This window comes from Pseudomonas sp. MF09150, assembly GCF_059862355.1.
This window is the reverse complement of sequence record NZ_JCBCUS010000006.1, coordinates 455,804-473,769: the sequence shown is the minus strand read 5'-3', so window position 1 is coordinate 473,769 and position 17,966 is coordinate 455,804. Positions and strand designations below refer to the sequence as shown.

Below are 17,966 nucleotides of genomic sequence, written 5' to 3'. Positions count from 1 at the left end.
GATGGGCCAGCCGAAACCGACGATTGAAGAGCAAGCGGCCAACTGGGTGATCCGCCTCGGTGAAGGCGAACTCGACGCCCACGAGCAACAGGCGTTCGAGCACTGGAAAACCCAGGACCCGCGCCATGCCGCCAGCTTGGCGCGCCTGCAAGGTTTTGTCGGCCACCTGCAAGCCCTGAGCGCGCAGCAGGCGCCGGTCCAGGCGGCCCTCGATGCGGCCCTGGTCAATCGTCGGCGCCATCTGGGCGCCACGGCCGTGCTCGGGGTGCTGCTCGCCCTGCCCCTGGCCCTGATGCTGCGCAGCTACCCACCGAGCTACCTGCTGGCCGACCAGCGCACGGCGCCGGGCGAATGGCACAGCCTGCGCCTGGAGGATGGCTCGCAGTTGGTCCTGGGCGGCAACAGCGCAGTGGACATCACCTTCAACGGCCAGCAGCGCGAGGTCGAATTGTTGCGCGGGGAAATCCTGGTGCAGGTCGCCCACGACCCCGCCCGGCCATTCACCGTGGTCACCGACGATGGACGCATGCAGGCACTGGGCACCCGCTTCACGGTGAAACGCGAAGCGCCGGGCACCCTGCTGACCATGCTGGAATCCAAAGTGGCAGCCAAGGGCGCCCACAGCAGCGTCGAGACCCAGGTTCAGGGCGGGCAACAGGCGCGCATCACCTCGGAGCAGGTCGAGCTGCTGGGGAGCGTCGACAGCGCGTTGTTCAACGACGCCTGGCAGGCCCATCAATGGGTGGTCCAGGACCGGCCATTGCCGCAAGTGCTTGATGAACTGGCCCGGCAGTATGGCGGCCATGTGCAGTTCGACCGTGAGCAACTGGCCGACCTGCGGGTATCGGCAGTGTTGCCGCTGGACGACCCGCGCCGCGCCCTGCAATTGATTGCCGATGCCTTCCCGGTCCGGGTCCATTCGTACGGCCCCTGGTGGATCAGGGTTGAGCGCCTGGAGGCGCACCCGCACTAATTTCTGCAGGCAGGGTTCCGCTTTTTTTACCTGCCGCGTCAAGGAAGAAAGAACCCCATGACAGGAACTTCTTCCATGCCGTCAGATTGCACCCCAATGCCCCACATCCAGCGTCCCCGCGTGCCCTTCGCTCCCCTGATCCTGGCCGTCAATCTGGCGACTTGCACCCTGCTGGGGCTTGGGCTGTGCATGCCCCTCGCGGCCCAGGCCCAGGCTCAACAGCGCTATGACATTTCCGCCGGCCCCCTGGGCCCGGCGCTGAACCTGTTTGCCCAGCAATCGCGAGTTGCGCTGATGTTCGACGCCAAAACCGTCGCCGGCCTCAACAGCCCGGGCCTGCAGGGCGAGTTTGAAATCAACCAGGGCTTTGCGCGGATTCTCCAGGGCAGCGGCTACCAGGCCCGGCAAAGCGACAACGGCTTCGTGCTGGTCCCCGCCGTCACCACCGGCAGCCTGGAGCTGGCCCCCACCGCCATTACCGGGCTGAACAGCGAAGAAAGCACCACCGGCCACCTCAAGGGCTATGTCGCCAAACGCAACATGAGCGCCACCAAGACCGACACCCCGATCATTGAAACCCCGCAATCACTGTCGGTGGTGACCAGCGACGAGATCCGCGACCGGCAATCGGAAACCCTGTCCCAGAGCCTGGACATGACGCCGGGCTTTACCAGCCAACCAACCAGTTTCAACCGCACCTCGGACCGTTTCCGCATCCGTGGTTTCGATGTCGAGTCGGCCACTGGCGGCTCCCTGCGCGATGGCCTGCGCCTGCAGAACAACTCCTATGACGGGGTGCAGGAGCCCTACGGCCTGGAACGCGCCGAAGTGATCCGCGGCGCGGCCTCGGTGCTCTACGGCCAACTGTCACCCGGCGGCCTGATCAACACCGTCAGCAAGCGCCCAAGCCAGACGCCCTACCATGAAGTCAACGTGCAGGCCGGGCAGAACAACCGCAAGCAACTGTCCGCCGACTTCACCGGCCCCCTGGGCGACAGCGAGACCCTCAGCTATCGCCTGACCCTGCTCGATCGCAAGAGCGACACCAGCAGCGACCACATCGGCAACGACAAGATCTACGTCGCCCCGGCCCTGACCTGGCGTCCGGACGATGACACCTCGCTGACCCTGCTGTCGTTCTACCAGAAGACCGAAACCCGCTTCTCCGCGCCGCTGCCTTATCAGTTGGTCAAGGGTGTGGGTGACAACCGCTACCAGATCGGTCGCCATGACTTTATCGGCGAGCCGGACTACGACGAAATGAACGGCGAGATGTCCGCCCTGGGGTATGAATTCGAGCACCGCTTCGACGAGCACACCCGCATCAGCCACAAGTTGCGCTACTACCAGTCGGACGTGACCTGGCGTTATCTGCAAGTGAATGCCACCAAAACCACCCTCGACAATTCGCTACGCACCGGCATATTGAGCCGCCAATACAGCGACCGTGAAGAGCGCTCCCGGGGCCTGGCCAGCGACACCAGCGTCGAAAGCAAATGGCAGTTCGGCCAATGGGACCACACCTTCCTGGTGGGTTTCGACGGTTACGACACCAGCTACGACTCGCACAACTTCCGGGGCAATGCGCCGGCCCTGAACCTGAGCACCTACAACTACGGGCAGCCGGTGGTGGTCAATAAATCCCTGGCCCAGGACCGGGGCTCCCAGGTCGACACCCTGCAAAAAGGCATCTATTTCCAGGACCAGATCAAATTCGACGAACACTGGATTGCGCTGCTGGGCGGACGCCATGACTGGGCCGACCAGAGCACCGAGCTGTTTCGCACCTCGGCCAAGACCAGCCAGAGTGATGAGTCCACCACCTGGCGCGCCGGCCTCGTGTACAAGGCCGACAACGGCCTGGCGCCTTATCTGAGCTACAGCGAGTCGTTCTTCCCGGTGGCGGGCCTGAACAAGCAGAACCAGGCCTTTGTACCCACCGAAGGCAAGCAGTATGAAATCGGTATCCGCTACCAGCCCGAAGGCAGCGCCACCCTGCTGAGCGCGGCGGTGTACGAACTGGTGCAGAAAAACGTGCTGACACCGGACCCCACCGACACCACCTCCACCTACTTTGTCCAGACTGGCGAAATGCGCTCCCGGGGCCTGGAACTGGAAGCCAAGACCGAGGCCACTGCCAACCTGAGCCTGATCGGCTCCTACGCCTACATCGACGCGCGCATCACCAAAAGCAACGTCGTCGGCCAAGTCGGCCAGCGCAGCGAAGACACGCCCTACCACCAGGCCGCACTCTGGGCCGACTACCGCCTGGCCGAACTGGGACTGCCCAAGGCCAGGATCGGCGGCGGCGCCCGCTACAAAGGCACCACCCAGGCCTCGGCAGTGCCGTCGCAAATGCCGGCCTACACCCTGTTCGACGCCCGGGCCAGCTACGAAATCGACACCAACTGGGAAGTCGCGGTCAACGCCAACAACGTCACCAACAAACGCTACACCTACTGCGAAGCCGCCATCTGCCGCTATGGCGACGAGCGGCAACTGGTCAGCTCCATCACCTATCGCTGGTAAGCGGCGCCTGCAAAAGCGGCCGTTGCGGTCTGAGAGACAGATCGCTGCGGCCGCTACGCAGCCGAGCGGGAGCAAGCTCCCTCGCCACAGAAAGCTCCCCTGCCCGCAAGACGATCCGAGCATGCCCGACCTCGCGATCCCTCAAAGCACCTCGAATACAGCCCCTACAGCGTGGCGAGGGAGCTTGCTCCCGCTGGGGTGCGCAGTGCCCCTAAACCGAGCATTCGCGGTGTAACAGATAGATCGCGATAGCAGCCCCTGCGCCCACCCCACGGCCGAACAGGAACAAGCGCCTTCGCCACAGGCCAGGTTTCAAACCGCACCAGCCTCCCGCATCCCGCCCCTCAGTCACGCCCCCTGTACACAGGGCTGTTTCTGCATGAATCAGCACAAGTCTTCAGTGCTTAAATGAAATTTCTTATTCCGCTGTGCGGAAGTAGATTCCGTATTGACCACACAATTTATTGATGACAGGATCAATTTCGAATAAATAAACGCCCAGCGAAACAGACTTTGTCGCTGGACAGGTGTCTCGAACAACACGCTGTCGACGCAAACGACCTCAAACCTCCCCCCACTTTGGAGATTTTTGCGATGAGCCCCGATACCCCCCGCCCAGCCGTGGAGTCTGTCCTGCACGGAAATATCCTGGTGGTGACCCTCGACAACCCTCCCGTCAACGCGCTGGGGGTCGAGGTACGACGCGGACTGCTGGCCGCGATCGAACAGGCCGACAATGACCCCGAGGTGAAAGGCGTGCTTCTGGTCGGGGCCGGTCGCCACTTCGCCGGGGGCGCCGATATCCGCGAATTCGGCAAGCCGCCCCAGCCGCCTTCATTGCCCGAGGTGGTCAACCGCATCGAGAGCTGCCACAAACCGGTGGTGGCAGCGATCCAGGGCGTGGCCCTGGGAGGTGGGCTGGAGGTGGCGCTTGCCGCGCATTACCGGCTGGCCGTCAGCGGCTCGCGGCTCGGCTTGCCCGAGGTCTTGCTCGGTCTGCTCCCGGGGGCCGGCGGTACCCAGCGCTTGCCACGCCTGATCGGCGCCGGCCCGGCCCTGGACCTGATGCTGAGCGGCCGTCACCTGGGAGCCGAAGAAGCCCAGGCCCTGGGTCTGGTCGATCAATTGTCCGGCAGCGCCGATGTGCTCGCCGAGGGTCTGGCCTATACCCGTCAACTTCTCGCGGCAAACGCCGGAGTCCGCCGCACCCGGGACGCCCAAGCCCTGGCCGAGCCAGCCAGCCACTACGCCGCAATCGATGCCGCACGCGTTGGAACCATCAGCAAAGCCCGGGGCCTGCTGTCCCCGCTGAACATTATCCTGGCGGTCGAGGCAGCCCTGGAGCAGCCCTTCGATGACGGCCTGCGCCTGGAACGCGAGCTGTTCCTGCAATGCCTCGCCAGCCCGCAGCACAAAGGCCTGGTGCATGCCTTCTTCGCCGAGCGCGAAGTGCTCAAGGCACCCGAAACCCGCGACGCCACACCCCGCCGAATCGAACGGGTGGGCGTGATCGGCGGTGGCACCATGGGCGCCGGCATTGCCGTGGCTGCACTTGATGCCGGCCTGCACGTAACCCTGATCGAGCGCGACCCAGGTGCACTTGCGCGCGGCCAGGCCCATGTCGAGCAGGTCTACGACGCCTTGATCGCCAAGGGTCGCCTGAAGGCCACCGACAAAGTCGCAACCCTCACACGCTTCAACACCAGCCTCGACTACGCCAGCCTGGCCCAGGCCGACCTGGTGATCGAGGCCGTATTCGAAGACCTCGCCGTCAAGCAGGCGGTATTCAGCCAGCTGGATCAGGTCTGCAAGCCCGGCGCCATCCTCGCCAGCAACACCTCCTACCTGGATATCAATGCCATTGCCGACAGCACCTCGCGCCCTGCCGATGTGCTCGGGCTGCACTTCTTCTCTCCCGCCAACATCATGAAACTGCTGGAAATCGTGGTCCCGGCCAAAACCTCGGCCGAGGTGGTGGCCAGTGCCTTCGCCTTCGCCAGGCAACTGAACAAGGTTCCGGTCCGGGCCGGGGTCTGCGATGGTTTTATCGGCAACCGGATCCTCGCGGTGTATCGCCAGGCAGTCGACTGCATGATGGAAGACGGCGCCTCGCCCTATCAGATCGACCAGGCCCTGCGCGACTTCGGCTACCCCATGGGCCCGTTCCAGGTGTCGGACCTGGCCGGTGGCGACATCGGTTGGGCCACCCGCAAACGCAAGGCCGCCACCCGCCCCGCCGAAGCCCGTTATGTGCAGATTGCCGACCGCCTCTGCGAACGCGGCTGGTTCGGGCAGAAGACCGGCCGTGGCTATTACCTCTACCCCGCCGGCGCGCGCAGCGCCACGCCCGATCCCGAAGTGCTGGCGATCATCGACGCCGAACGCGCTCGGGCCGGCATCACCCCTCGCAGCTTCAGCGACTCGGAAATCGTCCGCCGCTACATGGCCGCCATGATCAACGAGGGGGCCAATGTGGTGCATGAAGGCATCGCCCTGCGCCCCCTGGATGTCGATGTGACCTTTATCCATGGCTACGGCTTCGCCCGGCACCTGGGTGGCCCGATGAAGTACGCCGACGGGATCGGCCTGCCCCAGGTGCTCGCCGATATCCACGAGTTCGCCAAAACCGACCCGCAGTTCTGGAAGCCCTCGCCGTTACTGGTGCAGCTGGTGGAACGCGGCGCCAGCTTCGACAGCCTCAACCAGCCGCACTAACCGGGGGAAGCCAACATGGATTTGCGTTTTACCGAGCAAGAAGAAGCTTTTCGCAGCGAAGTACAGGCCTTTCTCGCCGAACAGTTGCCTGCGGACCTCAGCGAAAAAGTGGCCAACGGCAGGCACCTGTCCAAGGCCGACATGGAGCAGTGGCACTCGATCCTCAATGCCCGTGGCTGGCTGGCCAATCATTGGCCGGTCGAACACGGTGGTCCGGGGTGGAGTGCGTTCGAGAAGTTTATCTTCGAGCACGAATGCAGCCTCGCCAATACACCGCGCATCGTGCCCTTCGGCGTCAATATGCTCGGCCCGGTGCTGATCAAATACGGCACCCCGGAGCAGCAACGCTACTGGCTGCCGCGCATTCTCGATGGCACGCACTGGTGGTGCCAGGGCTATTCGGAACCCGGCGCGGGCTCGGACCTGGCAGCGGTGAAAACCAGCGCCGTGCGCGACGGTGACCACTATGTGGTCAACGGCCAGAAGACCTGGACCACCCTCGGCCAGCACGCCAACATGATTTTCTGCCTGGTGCGCACGGACCGCGAAGCGAAGAAGCAGGAAGGCATCAGCTTCCTGCTGATCGACATGAACTCGCCTGGGGTCGAGGTGCGGCCAATCATTACCCTGGAAGGCGCCCACGAAATCAACGAAGTGTTTTTCACCGATGTGCGGGTGCCGGTAGGCAACCTGGTGGGCGAGGAACACAAGGGCTGGACCTGTGCCAAATATCTGCTGACCTACGAACGCACCAACATCGCCGGGGTCGGCCTTTCGATGGCAGCCCTTGAACGGGTCAAGCGCCTGGCCGCCCTGCAGAGCCGCAACGGCCGGCCACTGGCCGAAGACCCGGCCTTCGCTGCGCGACTGGCACGGGTCGAGATCGACCTGGAAAACATGAAGACCACCAACCTGCGGGTCATCGCCGCAGTGGCCGGAGGCGGCGTCCCTGGCGCAGAAAGCTCGATGCTGAAGATTTGCGGCACGGAAATCCGCCAGGAGCTGACCTCATTGATGCGCCGGGCCATGGGTTCCAGCGCCCGGGCCCTGGTGCCTGAAGCCGAGGCAGACGACTTCAGTGCCCTGGACCTGGGCCCGGCGTTTGCCGCCAATGCCAGCGCCCAGTACTTCAATAACCGCAAGCTGTCGATTTTCGGCGGGTCCAACGAAATCCAGAAAAACATCATTTCGAAAACGATTCTCGGGCTATGAGGGCACGCACATGAACTTCGAACACAGCGAAGAGCGGCGCATGCTCGCCGACAGCCTGAACCGCTTTATCGCGGAGCAATACAGCTTTGACAAACGCGAACACATTCTCCAGGCAACCCACGGCTTCAGCCGCGAGATCTGGCAGCAACTGGCCGAGCTCGGTGTGATCGGCGCACTGCTCAGCGAAGAGCACGGCGGCTTTGGCGGCGGCGGTTTCGACATTGCCGTGGTATTCGAAGCCATCGGTCGCGGGTTGCTGGTCGAGCCGTTGCTGGGCAGCGCGATACTGGTCGGCGACGCCATCGCCACGGCCGGTTCCCCTGAGCAGAAGGCCCTGCTGCAGGGCATTGTCGACGCCAGTCTGCTCGCCGCCTTCGCCCATGAAGAACCTGGCACTCACTATGAAACCAGTCGGGTCGCCACCCGCGCCGAGCATGACGGCCAAGGCTGGCTGCTAAATGGCAGCAAGGCCATGGTGCTGCAAGGCGAGCACGCCGACCTGTTGCTGGTCTCGGCACGCACCGCGGGTGCCATTGACGACGAAGCGGGAATCTCCCTGTTCCTGGTGCCGAGCAACACTGCGGGTCTGCAGATACAGGGTTGCGCCACCATCGATGGCGGCCGCGTCGCCCAGGTGCAGTTGGACAACGTGAAGCTCTCGGCCGACGCCCTGCTGGGGGCCGAACACCAGGGCTACGCCACCCTGGAGCGTGCCATTGGCCGGGGGGTGCTGGCCCTGTGCGCAGAAGCGCTGGGGGCGATGGAGGTGGCCAAGCAAGCCACCCTGGATTATCTGCGTACCCGCAAGCAATTCGGCAGCCTGATCGGCAGCTTCCAGGCCCTGCAACACCGCATGGCAGTGCTGCTGCTGGAGATCGAGCAAGCCCGCTCGGCAGTGATCAACGCTGCCGCCGCCCTGGACGCCGACCGGCTGACTCGCGAGCGGGCACTGTCGGCGGCCAAGGTCAGCATCGGGCGCATCGGTACCCTGGTGGCCGAGGAAAGCATCCAGTTGCACGGCGGCATCGGCATGACCTGGGAACTGCCGCTGGCCCATTACGCCAAGCGCCTGGTGATGATCGACCATCAGTTGGGCGATGAAGATCACCACTTGCAGCGCTTTATTGCCCTCGGCAAAGAACTCGCCGCATGAACTCCATGTCGATGACCCGGCATCGCGCCGCCGCAACCATCGCAGGTGTCGCCGCCTTCCTTGACTGGCGCGCAGCGGGCTACTTCACGCTGCGCTGAAAGCCTCCACCGGGCGGGTCCGCAACTGCGCTATCCAGGGTTGAAATACCCCGGCAAGCGTAGTTGAGCCCCCCACTCAGCCCCCTCGTCTTTCGCGCCCGCTTGCATGACCCTCGCCTTCGGCTGGGTCAGGGGTTGCTACGCCCGCGACGAAGCCTGGCATAGCCTGCTGCCTCCTCAGCAGCCTTCAGGTGCTGCGAGCAGGCTAACCCCGGCATGGACGAATACGACGTGGGCGCTCCTAAAAATAAAAACAACAACATAGGTAAGATCCATGCATTCGGCATCCAAACCTTTACTGCCCCTTTCCACCCTATTGGGTGGTTGCATGCTGCCGCTGGTGTGCCAGGCACAACTGATTGAAGACAGCCAGTTGACCCTGGGCGCCCGCAATTTCTACATGAACCGCGACTTCCACGGTGAGGCACCGCCTCAAAGCAAGGCGGAAGAATGGGCCCAGGGTTTTACCCTGCGTTACCAGTCTGGCTACACCGAAGGCACCGTAGGTTTTGGCGTTGACGCACTGGGTACACTCGGCCTCAAGCTCGATTCCGGTGGTGGCACGGCCCATACCGGGGCACTGCTGGCCGACCGCAGTGGCGATGTCGCCGATCAATACGGCTCGTTCGGCCTGACCGCCAAAGCCCGGGCCGCCAGCAGCGTATTGAGCATCGGCACCCACGAGCCGCTGCTTCCAGTCGCCTTCAGAAACGATACCCGCCTGCTGCCGCAGACCTTCAGGGGGACGCAACTGGTCTCCAGTGACCTGAAGGATCTTACCCTGACCCTCGGCCAGTTCACGGCGGTACGCCTGCGCAACTCCACGGACTACGAGGACATGAGCATGTCGGCCCTCGCCAGAAACGGCCGCCAGGTCGCAGGCCGGGTCAGCAGCGATCGTTTCAGCTATGCCGGGGCCAGCTACGCCGTAACGCCCGCGCTCAAGGCCAGCTACTTCTACGCCGAGCTCAAGGACAACTATGATCAGCACTACGGCAACCTGACCCATGATGCGCGGCTGACCGACAGCCTCTCGCTGAAATCCGAAGTGCGTTACTTCAACAGCGGCAGCCAGGGCCGGGCTGAGGTGGACAACCGTTACCTGGGGATCATGGAAACCTTCAGCTACAAGGGCCATGCCCTGGGCTTCATCTATCACAACCAGAGCGGGCGCAGCGGCCTGCCCTTTATCAACGGTACCGACCCTTACGGATTCAACACCTCGACCTACAAATCCTTCATCAACGCCGGGGAGGACGCCTGGCAGTTGCGCTACCGCTACGATTTCGCCGCAGCAGGCCTGCCCGGTCTGACGTGGATGAGCCGCTACGTGCAGGGCAACCACTTCAAGATCGGACAACGCAATGGCCGAGAACGAGAACTCGATACCGACCTGGCTTATGTGATCCAGCAAGGCCCGCTGAAAAACCTCGGCCTGCGCTGGCGCAACGTGGTGTATCGCGCCAACTATGCGGCCAACGTCGATGAGAACCGGCTGATCGTCGAATACAACCTGAAAATCTGGTAACCCCGCCCCCAACTGCCGGCACTGGCCGGCAGTTGCCTACTCCCGGCTCACGGCCGCCGTGGGCCACTGGAACTCGCCCGATACCTTGTCCAGACGCAGGCGCGCTTCGCGGTACTCCCTGGCAAAACGTGCCACCAGAGCCTCGGCTGTCGGTACATGGTCAAGCACGCCAATACCCTGGCCACAGCCCCAGATTTCCTTCCAGGCCTTGGGCCGCTGGCGGTCGCTGCCGAAATTCATCTGTGAGGGGTCGCTACTGGGCAGGTTCTCCGGATCGAGCCCTGCCGCCTGCAATGACGGTTTGAGGTAATTGCCATGCACCCCGGTGATCAGGTTGGTGTAGACGATGTCGTCGGCACTCGCCTGGCTGATCATCTGTTTGTAGCCATCCACCGCATTGGCCTCGCGGGTGGCGATAAAGGCCGAACCGATATAGGCCAGGTCAGCTCCCATTGCCTGGGCCGCGAGGATCGAGCTTCCAGAAGCAATCGAACCCGAAAGCAACAGGGGCCCGTCGAACCATTGGCGGATTTCCTGCACCAGGGCAAAGGGCGACAGCGTCCCGGCATGCCCGCCCGCCCCCGCCGCGACTGCGATCAAGCCGTCAGCGCCCTTGTCGATGGCCTTGTGCGCGAATTTATTGTTGATCACATCGTGCAACACGATGCCGCCGTAACTGTGCACCGCCTGGTTGATCTCGGGGCGCGCACCCAGGGACGTGATGATGATCGGCACCTTGTGCCGCACACAGACCGCCATGTCCTGCTCCAGGCGCTCGTTGGAGCGATGGACAATCTGGTTCACGGCAAAGGGGGCCGAGGGCCGCTCGGGGTGCAGCCGATCATGCTCGGCCAACTCCCGGGTAATGCGTTCGATCCACTGCTCCAGCTGTGCCGCAGGGCGGGCATTGAGTGCCGGAAACGAACCGACGATCCCGGCCTTGCACTGGGCGATCACCAGCTCCGGGGTGGAAATGATAAACAGCGGAGCGGCCACCAACGGCAGGCGCAGACGCCGGGACAACACCTCGGGCAAGCTCATGGAACACCTCCTTTCAGATCGATCAACATGCCCGTCACCGACGAAATTCGGCAACTGAGCCAGGCCCCATGCGCCTGCCGCTCCAGGGCCGGCGGCATAAGGCGTTTGTTCACTTGGTGGCCAGGGCGATCCCCGGACTGACCCTCGCCGCCCCGGCGGTTCCGGCAGAGAGCAACACCAGCAACCCGGCCAGCAGGTACATGCCGATGCCCAGGTACATGCTCGATACGTGGCCACCGGTATGGCTGTTGATGACCCCGTTGAGCCACGGCGTCACCGCCGGCCCGAGGTTGCCCAGGCTGCTGATCAGGGCAATGCCGGCCGCTGCGGAGGCCACAGACAGGTATTCGCTGACCAGGGCGAAAAACAACGGTGTCGCCGCCTTGATTCCCAGGTACGCCAAGGACAGCGCCGCCACCGACATCACCAGATGACCGTTCAACAGCGTGGTGATGCCCAGGCCGAACACTGCCAACCCCATGCAGCAGACAAAGTGCCAGCGCCGCTCACGGCGTTTGTCCGAGTGCAGACCAATGACGATGGTGCCGACGATGCCGACGATGTTGGGGATGGTGGTGATCAATCCCACCAGCAACAGGTCCGCCACACCCCAGCCCTGGATCAGGCTCGGCATCCAGAACACCAGCATGTAGGTGGCCCCCAGGAACATGAAGTACGCCGTGGAAAGCAGGTACACCTTGGGATCGCGAAACATCTGGCCCACGGTGTGCAGGGAGCGGTCCTTGCGGTTCTTCAATTCCTGCACCAGGTCGTCGCTCAGCAGGCGTTTCTCAGCGGTGCTCAGCCACTTTGCCTGATCCGGGCCATCCTGCAGGTAAAGGAACGCCACCACCCCCAGCACACTGGCCGGTAGCCCCTGGAGCACGAACAGCCATTGCCAGCCATTAAAACCGGCCACGCCGTTGAGGTACTTCAAGATGCTGCCGGACAATGGCCCGGCGATCAGGCCGGCGCACGCCGCAGCCGTCATGAACAAAGCAATCACCTGGCCACGCCGGGCCGCCGGGAACCAGAAGGTGAAATACAGGATGACCCCAGGGAAAAACCCGGCTTCAAACGCCCCAAGCAAAAACCGCAGCACGTAGAACTGCAGAGGGGTACGCACGAACATCATCGCCGATGCCACCAGGCCCCAGCAGACCATGATCCGCAGCAGGGTCTTGCGCACCCCGCTGCGCTGCAACATCAGGTTGCTGGGTACTTCGAACAGGAAATAGCCGACAAAGAAAATGCCCGCGCCCAAGCCGTACACCGCGTCGCTGAACGGCAGAGTCTGCTTCATCTGCAATTGTGCGTAGCCGATGTTGACCCGATCAAGGAAGGCAACCATGTAGCACAGCATCAACAACGGCAGCAGGCGCCAGCGGATCCTGGAATACAGCGAGTCGAGCCGAGCAGCATGGGTCGGCAGGGATTGCGGACCTTGGACGTTTATTATTTTTGTTGTCATGGTCATCTCCGGCAGAGTGGGTAATTGCTGGGACGGGGGGATCGGTGCTCAGGTGCCCGCGGTTTCACGCTCCTGCAACAGGCGCCACATGACTTTGCCCGAGCCGGACTTGGGCAGGCTTTCGACGAATTGCACCTGGCGCGGCACCTTGTAGGCCGCCATGTGTTCACGGGACCAGTCGATGATCTGCTGCTCGGTGGTCTGGCCCCGGGCTTCGCTGCGCAGGACCACCAGCGCCTTGACGCTCTCGCCCCGGTAAGCGTCCTGGCTGGAGATGATGCAGGCCTCGTGCACCGCCGGATGCTTGAACAGCAGGGCTTCCACCTCGGCCGGCCAAACCTTGAAGCCGCTGGAATTGATCATCCGCTTGAGCCGGTCGGTGAGAAAAAAGTAGCCCTCTTCATCCATATGCCCCAGGTCGCCGGTGCGGAAAAACCGCTGCCCCTCAAACTCGATAAAGGCCGCCGCCGTAGCCTCGGGGTTGCGCCAGTAGCCCTGGAACAGCATCGGCCCACGGCTGACGATTTCCCCGACCTCGCCGGGTTCGAGCTCGCGCAGGGTATTGGGGTCGACCACCCGCGAATCGACGCCGAAGAACGGCATGCCCAGGCACTGCAGCTTGGCCCGTTCGGGTGGGTTGCCATGGGTGGCCGCTGCGGTTTCGGTGAGCCCGTAGCCTTCGAGGAAGGTCAGCCCGAACTCCTGTTGCAGGCGCTCGGCCACGGCCTGGGGCATCGCCGCCCCGCCACCGTTGATATGAACCAGCCCGCCCAGGCCGAAATCCTTGTAGTTGGGGCTGCCGAACAGGTCGATGACCATGGTTGGAATGCAGGTCCAGTGGGTGACCTTGTGCCGCGAAATCAGGCGCCCGGCGAGCTCCCGGTCCCAGCGCGGCAGGATCACCGTGCTGGTGGCATCGAACACCGCGCGCAGGACAAAACACACCAGGCCGGTGATATGGAAAAACGGCACCACGCCCAACCCCACCGAGGCCACCGTGGACTGGGTCCAGCAGCCGGTGACGGCATTGCTCATCAAGCTGCGGTGGCTGTGCATGCAGCCTTTGGGATGGCCAGTGGTGCCCGAGGTGTATTGCAGCATCGCCAGATCGTCCGCCTCGGCGGTGTGCGGACCGAGGGGCCAGGCCTGGCCGAGGATCTCGCTCCAGCGCAGGCAGGCTGCGGGCAATGCCGGCTCAGCGCGCAGCCAGGCATCGGTGGCCTCGGCAGCAAGCTCGGCCGGGTCCATGGCGGAGACAGGCGGCATCGCGTCGCTGTAATGGGTCACCAGCACCTGCCGCAGGCGTTCGTGAGGTTCAAGGGTTGATTGGGCGGCCTGCACGGTCGCCGCCAGGTCGGCAGCGCAGATCACCACCTGTGCCTGGGCGTCCTGCAATTGGTAGGTCAACTCCTCCATCTTGTTCATCGGGTTGACCGGCACCACCACCGCATTCGCCCGCAGGATGGCGTAATAGGCAACGACGAATTGCGGGCAGTTCTGCAGGTACAGCGCCACCCGATCACCAGCCTTGACCCCCACGCTTTGCAGCCAGCCGGCCACGGCCTGCGCCTGGGCCTGCAAGGCGCTGAAACTCAGGGACTGGCCAAAAAACAGGTAGGCGGTCTTGTCCGGGTAGCGCCGCGCAGACACCTCCAGGTTGAACCACAGGGAAGTGGCCGGGACCGATAACGCGTGTGGCAGGCGTTTAGGCCAGACGCGTTGGTGGGGGCGCACGCTGCTGATAGTGGGCATCGAGACTCCTTGACTCCGAAGGTGATCAAGCACGAGTTGCGCTGGCAGGGGCTCTTGCGGATGTCCCCCGAGCGGCCTGGATCAGGGCCGGCAACGCTTGCGCGACCTGGCGCCTGGGCCCTGTTCGCGGCTTGCCGGCGCTGAACGCGATAAGGCAGGCACAGGTCGCAATGGCCGTCACATCAGGGCCGATCCTGCCCCATGACGCAAGCCTATTTCAATCTTTTTTATTTCGCACTGCGGAATATGGTTCCATATATCTCATGAAATAATTAGATTCATCCGCTTAACTGGACTTAAATAGACCTTTGCGAAACACCGTACAGCCATCGCTGGCACGGGAAGCAACCCTTGATTCCTGTCTCACTGACTGACCCACACGAGCTATCGCCCATGACCGCCGTTCATCCGCAACCACCGCAGCAAGACCCCTTCAACGGTTTTTCCGCCCATATCGGCCTGGTCCTGCACGAGTACAGCCAGGCGCAAACCATCATCGGCTTCACCGTGCAGGCCCATCACCTGAACCGGGCCGGCAACCTGCACGGCGGAGTGATCGCCTCACTGGCGGACTCGGCCATGGGCATGAGCGGAACCTGGCACGCCGTTCCCGCCCAACGGCGACTGGCCCTGACCCTGTCGCTGAACATCATCTACATGGCTGCTGCCCCCCCCGGGACCGAGGTCCGAGCCGTGGCACGGACCCGGGGCGGTGGCGCCAAGATCTTTATGGCAACCTGCGACCTGCTCGACGTCGAGGGGCAATTACTCGCGAGCGCAGAAGGGGTTTTCAAGCGCGGGCGCCTCGCGCCGGATGGCGACTGAGGCGATTGCGCGGCGCGCGTGCAGACAAGCCCAATACACGCGCCTGCCACGCACCTGCGAAACCGGGTTTCGACAGGGAATCGGCGATGTCAATTCAAGCGGTTCCGCGCTACCATTTTTCAGTTGAATTTCACGAACCTGCTGTGTGGTCACTCGGGTCTGTAGGAAAACTTGCCGAGCAAAGATCAGGCAAGGCAAAAACAGGCGAGGAAGCGGAGTGTAGAGGCCTACATGAGCATTCTGAGCGTGTTTTTAACGCAGCATGATCGAAGCGCAGGTAGTTTTCGTGCAGACCTTAGGCACTGGACCGGCACCAGCCCCCATCGGATACGCCTATGCACGACCAGAACGATTCCCCGGAAAAAGACCCCAAGGACCGCAAGTTCGTCGAGGCCCTGGCCCGTGGCCTGGAAGTCCTGCGGGCCTTTACCCATGGCCATGCGGTGCGCGGCAACCAGGACATCGCACGCATCACCGGGCTGCCGAAACCGACGGTTTCGCGCCTGACCTACACCCTGACGCAACTGGGCTACCTCAAGTACAACCAGGACCTGGAGAAGTACCAGCTCGACTCCGCCGTGCTGGCCCTCGGGTACGCCTACTCCGCCAGTCTGCGGGTGCGCCAGCTCGGCAAGCCGTATATGGATGAGTTCTCGCGCCGGACCAACACCACCGTCAGCCTGACCTGCCGCGATCGGCTGTCGATGATTCACGTCGACAGCAGCCGCCCGCCGGAAGTCGCCAGCCTGCGCATGGAGCCCGGCGTACGCCTGCCCCTGGCCACCAGCGCCGCCGGGCGTGCCTACCTGGCCGCCACGCCGAAAAACGAGCGCGACCATCTGTTGGGGGAAGTGGCGAAAAAGGCCGGCGACGAATGGCCGGCCCTGGAAAAATCCCTGGAAGCCTCGTTCCGCGAATACGAGTCCCTGGGTTTTTGCCTGTCCCTGGGCGAGTGGGACCGCAACGTCAATGGCGCCGGCGTGCCGCTGCACCTGGCAGACGGCAGCATCATGGCCCTGACCTGCGGTGCCCCGAGCTTCCAGCTGTCGAGCGAGAAACTCGAAAACTCCCTGGCCCACCAACTGGTGATGCTGGCCCGGGACCTGGAAAGCCTCGGCGTGTAACCCCGGGCCCAGGCCGATGACCAGGGACGCTGCCCTGGTCATCGGCCTCGACGCTTACAGGCTGGGAAACGCGAACTGCGTGGATTCCTGAGTGGCCGCCTTCGGCCAGCGCTGGGTAATGGCCTTGCGTCGGGTGTAGAAACGCACGCCATCGGGGCCATAGGCATGCAGGTCGCCGAACAGCGAGCGTTTCCAGCCGCCAAAGCTGTGGTAGGCCACCGGCACCGGCAAGGCCACGTTGATCCCGACCATGCCGACTTCGATCTGATCGGCAAACAGCCGCGCCGCTTCGCCATCCCGGGTGAAGATGCAGGTGCCATTGCCGTATTCGTGCCCATTGATCAGGGCGATGCCCTGCTCCAGGCTCGCCACCCGCATCACGCACAACACCGGGCCGAAGATTTCGTCGCGGTAGATGCTCATCTGCGGCGTGACCCGATCGAACAGGCAACCGCCGATAAAAAAGCCCTGTTCATGCCCCGGCACTTGCAGCCCGCGACCGTCAGCCAGCAGCTCGGCACCCTCCTCGACCCCGGCGTCCACATAGGCACTGACCTTGGCCAGGTGCGCAGCCGTCACCAACGGCCCCATGTCCAACCCTGGGGATGTGCCAGGGCCGATTTTCAATGCCGCAATCTGTGGCAGCAGGCGCTGGATCAAGGCATCCGCCACCTGATCGCCGACGCACACCGCCACCGAGATCGCCATGCAGCGCTCGCCGCAGGAACCGTAGGCCGCGCCCATCAACGCCCCGACCGCACTGCCCAGGTCAGCATCGGGCATCAGCAGTGCGTGGTTTTTCGCCCCGCCCAGGGCCTGGACGCGCTTGCCGCGACGGGTGCCCTCGGCGTAGATGTACTCGGCGACCGGGGTCGAGCCGACAAAGCTCAGGGCCTTGACCTGTGGCGCTTGCAGCAGCGCATCCACCGCTTCCTTGTCGCCGTGCACCACGTTGAGCACGCCCTTGGGCAGGCCCGCCTGGTTCAACAGCTGGGCGATCAGCAGGGTCGAGCTGGGATCGCGCTCCGAAGGCTTGAGGATGAAGCAGTTGCCGCAGGCGATGGCCAGGGGGTACATCCACAACGGGACCATGGCCGGGAAGTTGAACGGGGTGATCCCGGCCACCACACCCAGGGGCTGGAAATCTGACCAGCAATCGATGGCCGGCCCGGCGTTGCGGCTGTATTCGCCCTTGAGCAGCTCCGGGGCGCCACAGGCGTACTCGACGTTTTCAATGCCGCGCTTGAGCTCGCCCAGGGCGTCTTCCAGAGTCTTGCCGTGCTCCAGGCTGATCAGTTGCGCGATGGCTTGCTGATGCTCTTCGAGCAGCTGCTTGAAACGGAACAGGACCTGGGCGCGCTTGGCCGGCGGTGTGTCGCGCCACCCCGGGAAAGCCGCCACGGCCGCCTCTACCGCCAACTGCACGGTGGCGCTGTCGGCCAGGGTCAGTTGGGCGATGCTGGCGCCGGTGGACGGGTTGAAGACCGCGACCTGGCGCGTGCCCCCGGCCAGGAGTTGGCCATTGATCAAATGTTCGATGCTCAT

The 17,966-nt window shown here is 63.6% G+C and carries 12 protein-coding genes; 8 read left to right on the top strand and 4 right to left on the bottom strand.

The window, feature by feature from the left end:
• The first annotated feature begins 1 nt into the window (after position 1).
• From AC19YX_RS23400 to AC19YX_RS23375, 6 genes are all read left to right on the top strand, one after another.
• Positions 2–973: a FecR family protein gene (locus AC19YX_RS23400; RefSeq protein ID WP_500607148.1), complete on the top strand. Its 972-nt coding sequence runs from the start codon at positions 2–4 to the stop codon at positions 971–973.
• A 75-nt stretch (positions 974–1,048) separates the two neighbouring features.
• Entirely contained in the window at positions 1,049–3,502 is a 2,454-nt protein-coding gene (locus AC19YX_RS23395; RefSeq protein WP_500607147.1) for a TonB-dependent siderophore receptor, read from the top strand.
• Between the two features lie 594 nt (positions 3,503–4,096).
• Entirely contained in the window at positions 4,097–6,217 is a 2,121-nt protein-coding gene (locus AC19YX_RS23390; protein WP_421546605.1) for a 3-hydroxyacyl-CoA dehydrogenase NAD-binding domain-containing protein, read from the top strand.
• 15 nt (positions 6,218–6,232) lie between these two features.
• The gene (locus tag AC19YX_RS23385; RefSeq protein WP_500607146.1) at positions 6,233–7,429 is read left to right on the top strand and encodes an acyl-CoA dehydrogenase family protein; all 1,197 of its coding nucleotides are present in this window, start codon (positions 6,233–6,235) and stop codon (positions 7,427–7,429) included.
• Between the two features lie 10 nt (positions 7,430–7,439).
• The gene (locus tag AC19YX_RS23380) at positions 7,440–8,582 is read left to right on the top strand and encodes an acyl-CoA dehydrogenase family protein (protein WP_078469059.1); all 1,143 of its coding nucleotides are present in this window, start codon (positions 7,440–7,442) and stop codon (positions 8,580–8,582) included.
• 372 nt (positions 8,583–8,954) lie between these two features.
• Positions 8,955–10,208, top strand: a complete 1,254-nt coding sequence (locus AC19YX_RS23375; RefSeq protein WP_500607145.1) for an OprD family porin — start codon at positions 8,955–8,957, stop codon at positions 10,206–10,208.
• A gap of 36 nt (positions 10,209–10,244) precedes the next feature.
• On the opposite strand, the gene AC19YX_RS23370 is transcribed toward AC19YX_RS23375, so the two are convergent.
• The 3 genes from AC19YX_RS23370 to AC19YX_RS23360 all read right to left on the bottom strand — a co-directional run bounded on the left by AC19YX_RS23370 (position 10,245) and on the right by AC19YX_RS23360 (position 14,472).
• Positions 10,245–11,249 (bottom strand): NAD(P)H-dependent flavin oxidoreductase, encoded by a 1,005-nt coding sequence (locus AC19YX_RS23370; protein ID WP_500607144.1) that lies wholly within the window; start codon positions 11,247–11,249, stop codon positions 10,245–10,247.
• 109 nt (positions 11,250–11,358) lie between these two features.
• Positions 11,359–12,720 (bottom strand): MFS transporter, encoded by a 1,362-nt coding sequence (locus AC19YX_RS23365; protein ID WP_500607143.1) that lies wholly within the window; start codon positions 12,718–12,720, stop codon positions 11,359–11,361.
• A 48-nt stretch (positions 12,721–12,768) separates the two neighbouring features.
• Positions 12,769–14,472 carry a long-chain fatty acid--CoA ligase gene (locus AC19YX_RS23360; RefSeq protein ID WP_500607142.1) on the bottom strand — a complete coding sequence of 568 codons (1,704 nt, stop codon included), beginning with the start codon at positions 14,470–14,472 and terminating at the stop codon, positions 12,769–12,771.
• Between the two features lie 393 nt (positions 14,473–14,865).
• On the opposite strand from AC19YX_RS23360, the gene AC19YX_RS23355 reads away from it, so the two are divergent.
• A complete protein-coding gene (locus AC19YX_RS23355; RefSeq protein ID WP_500607141.1) occupies positions 14,866–15,297 on the top strand; it encodes a PaaI family thioesterase in 432 nt (143 codons plus the stop codon).
• A gap of 335 nt (positions 15,298–15,632) precedes the next feature.
• Positions 15,633–16,421 carry an IclR family transcriptional regulator gene (locus AC19YX_RS23350; RefSeq protein ID WP_020299389.1) on the top strand — a complete coding sequence of 263 codons (789 nt, stop codon included), beginning with the start codon at positions 15,633–15,635 and terminating at the stop codon, positions 16,419–16,421.
• A 54-nt stretch (positions 16,422–16,475) separates the two neighbouring features.
• Here AC19YX_RS23350 and AC19YX_RS23345 read toward each other — a convergent pair whose 3' ends face one another.
• Positions 16,476–17,966: a CoA-acylating methylmalonate-semialdehyde dehydrogenase gene (locus AC19YX_RS23345; RefSeq protein ID WP_078469053.1), complete on the bottom strand. Its 1,491-nt coding sequence runs from the start codon at positions 17,964–17,966 to the stop codon at positions 16,476–16,478.